Source organism: Pseudolactococcus hodotermopsidis (assembly GCF_011170085.1).
GTDB classification, from domain to species: Bacteria; Bacillota; Bacilli; order Lactobacillales; family Streptococcaceae; genus Pseudolactococcus; species Pseudolactococcus hodotermopsidis.
In genome coordinates this window covers 1-3,536 of sequence record NZ_BLLI01000106.1, presented here as the reverse complement: position 1 = coordinate 3,536, position 3,536 = coordinate 1, and the positions used below count along the sequence as shown (strand labels likewise).

Here is a 3,536-nt window from a genome sequence, read left to right as displayed (position 1 = left end):
TAGCACGTTGCTTCTTTTTCTTACCAACTTGATAACACGATACTTTTTCAATTCATTCACAGTGAGTAATATCCTTTTCATAAGTATTAGTTTAACATTTGGGACATTTTATGTTTCGACCTACTTAAGACATTATCACTTTCGAATGATATGAAGAAGAATAGAATCACAAATCACTTGTGATTTGTGATTAATGATGATAGAATAGATGTAAGAAGAAAGTAGAAAGAAGTGAGAGATTGTGGGAAATTTAGGCGCACAAAAAGCAAAGCGAAATAATACACCAATCAGCGCAAAAAAGATATAATAGGGAGATAAGACGGTTCGTGTTCGTGGTGACTTGCATCCTATCATAAAAATTGAAACAGCAAAGAATGGCGGAAACGTAAAAGAAGTTAAGGATCAAGCCATAGAAGAATATATACGGAAATATTTACCTGATAAACTTTAAAAAGGAGTGAAAATGAAATGGCAGTTACGTATGAAAAAACGTTTGAAATAGAGATCATTAACGAATTATCGGCAAGCGTGTATAACCGAGTATTAAACTATGTTTTGAATTATGAATTAAATAAAAATGACTCTCAATTATTGGAAGTCAATTTATTAAACCAATTGAAGCTTGCAAAACGTGTAAATCTTTTCGATTATTCTTTAGAAGAATTACAAGCCGTTCATGAGTATTGGCGATCAATGAATCTTTATTCAAAACAAGTTTTGAATAAAGAGAAAGTGGCTTAATATGGCAAATATAGTCGATTTTACTGACAAACAATTTGAGAATCGCTTAAATGATAATTTAGAAGAATTGGTTCAAGGGAAAAAAGCGGTTGGATCGCCAACCGCTTTTTTACTTGGTGGGCAACCAGGGTCAGGAAAAACCAGTTTGCGATCGGTGATTTTTGAAGAAACACAAGGGAATGTTATTGTCATTGATAATGATACCTTCAAACAACAGCACCCTAATTTTGATGAATTAGTTAAACTCTATGAAAAAGACGTAGTAAAACACGTTACACCGTATTCTAATCGCATGACAGAAGCGCTCATAAGCCGTTTAAGCGATCAAGGATATAATTTAGTGATTGAGGGTACAGGACGAACAATAGACGTTCCTATTCAAACAGCAACAATGCTTCAAGCAAAAGGTTATGAAACAAAAATGTATGTCATGGCAGTACCGAAAATTAAATCATATTTAGGAACGATTGAACGATATGAAACCATGTATGCAGATGAACCAATGACAGCTAGGGCAACACCGAAACAAGCACATGATATTGTTGTCGAAAGCTTACCTAGCAATTTAGAAGCGCTTAATAAAATGGGCTTATTTAGCGATATAAGGCTATATAACAGAGAAGGGATAAAACTCTATTCAAGTATAGAAACGCCTTCTATCAGTCCAAAAGAGACCTTAGAAAGAGAATTAAATCGTAAAGTATCAGGTAAAGAAATTCAACCGATTTTAGAGCGAATAGAGCAAAAAATGGTTCAAAATAAACATCAAGAAGCCCCTGAATTTAAAGCGATTCAACAAGAATTGGAAAGCTTGCAGCCACCTATAACCAAAACACCCAAACTTCTAAGGCTTTAAACTTTAAAAAGGAGTCTGGGACAAAAGTCGAAAATTAGCATAATTTAGCTAATTTTCGACTTTTGTCCCAGACTTTTGGTTATTCAACCTAAATTTTATCAAATTTCAAGAAATTTAGGTATAATAAGAGTAGAAGATTCAAGTTTGGAGGCTGATTATGGACATCAAAGCGGTATTTTTTGACTTAGACGGCACACTTTTCACGGGTACGCGTGGTATTGCGGCTTCGACCAAAAGGAGTATTGACGAAATGCGCAGAAAAGGTATCTTGGTTGGGCTTGCGACAGGTCGTGGTCCTTCTTTTGTTATGCCATTGCTCGAAAATTTGCGCCTTGATTTTGCCGTGACTTACAATGGTCAGTACATCTTCACGCTTGAAGAGACGATTGACACGACACCGATTGACAAGAGTAGTTTGCGTCGAATTTTAACCTATGCGCAAGAAAATCATGTTGATATTTCACTTGGTGGGGCTAATGGTGTCAAGGGGTCAGGTCTTATGAAATTTGGTGAAAGTAAGACGGGACAAGTCCTTGCGGGGCTCTTGCCTGAAAAACTGTCCAAGGCTGCGACAGCCAATTTTAAAAAAATTGTTCGTAAAATCAAACCGCAATCAAATGATTTGACAGCAGATATTCGTCAGCCGATTTACCAAGTGATGATGATTGCTTCTGAGCATGAAACAGATAGTTTTGCGCTTGATTTTCCTGACATCACAGTCACACGAAGTAATCCTTATTCGGCGGATATTGTCACGCATGGTAACTCGAAAATCAAAGGTATTGAGAAAGTTGCTCAGAAGTTCGGCTTTACTTTGGCTGAAACAATGGCTTTTGGCGATTCTGACAATGACCTAGAAATGCTTGCAGGCGTTGGTTTCGGCATTGCCATGGGAAATGCGACTCCGCTGGTTAAGAAACGCGCAAATTATGTGACGGACACCAACAATGCTGACGGTATTGCCAAGGCACTTGCGCACTATGGCTTAATCAATCTGAAAAATGCTAAATCTTTCTTAAGTAAAGATGAGTCATTCAATAAAGTCAAGGCTTTTCATGCGCTAATGGACGGTCGCACGCAAGAGATGCCACGTGTTTATCAGCCTGATGAGGCGGGACATCGCGCTGGTTTTAAAGTCGAAGAAATTGTTGAATTTCTCCATGCTGCAAGTGATGGCGATTCGGCGGTCTTTGCCGATTTAACTGCTGATTTGCACCACTCAATTGATAGGGCTGTCAAGAAAATTGAGACGAAAAACACGCAGTATGATAGCGTTTTGATTGGCGAAGTTGATGCCCTTTTGGACTTACTCTATTTCACTTACGGCAGTTTTGCGCTCATGGGTGTCGATCCCTATGAGATTTTTAATGCTGTTCATGATGCCAATATGGGCAAAATATTCCCAGACGGTAAGCCACATTTTGATTCTGAAACGCATAAAATTCTGAAACCAGATAATTGGGCACACGATTTTGCACCTGAAAAGAAAATTGACAAGGAATTACAAAGGCAAATTCGCGTGGCGATTAGTAAGTTTGAGAAGAAATAAAGGAAAAAAACACTTGAAATCAGTCGAAATTCAAGTGTTTTTATTATCAAATTAGGCATCAATTTCACATACAGAGCGTCTTTCAACAATGTCAGAACTCAGCATAATTCGGCGATAAATTGACGGATTGCTGATTCGATTGTGACCGATTTCGACACCGATTTCGCCTGCTTCTTCGGTGTAAACATTTGACGGTTGTTAAGGGGTGATGTATTGGGAAACACTGATGTCCTCGGGAATGCGAATGCCTTTCGCGCCAAACGACATTAGACTTCTCCCGAAATTAAATTTCGAAATTGATAATACCACAAATTAAGGACGCACGAAGTAAGTGCCTCTTTCTTCGATTACGATATTTCTGAGCCATACACTTAAAGGTTTTGATTTTAG

Annotated in this window: 3 protein-coding genes and 1 pseudogene; all 4 read left to right on the top strand. The window is 37.9% G+C overall.

All coding sequences use genetic code 11. The annotated features are described in order from the left end of the window. Positions 1-241: 241 nt before the first annotated feature. Positions 242-451: pseudogene (locus Hs30E_RS10655) on the top strand (peptide-binding protein). Positions 452-468: 17 nt separating this feature from the next. Further along, entirely contained in the window at positions 469-741 is a 273-nt protein-coding gene (locus Hs30E_RS10650) for an antitoxin (protein WP_172209911.1), read from the top strand. A 1-nt stretch (position 742) separates the two neighbouring features. After that, complete coding sequence (locus Hs30E_RS10645) at positions 743-1,597, top strand: zeta toxin family protein (protein WP_172209910.1); 855 nt, start codon at positions 743-745, stop codon at positions 1,595-1,597. A gap of 157 nt (positions 1,598-1,754) precedes the next feature. After that, complete coding sequence (locus Hs30E_RS10640; RefSeq protein ID WP_172209909.1) at positions 1,755-3,146, top strand: Cof-type HAD-IIB family hydrolase; 1,392 nt, start codon at positions 1,755-1,757, stop codon at positions 3,144-3,146. The last annotated feature ends 390 nt before the right edge of the window (positions 3,147-3,536 follow it).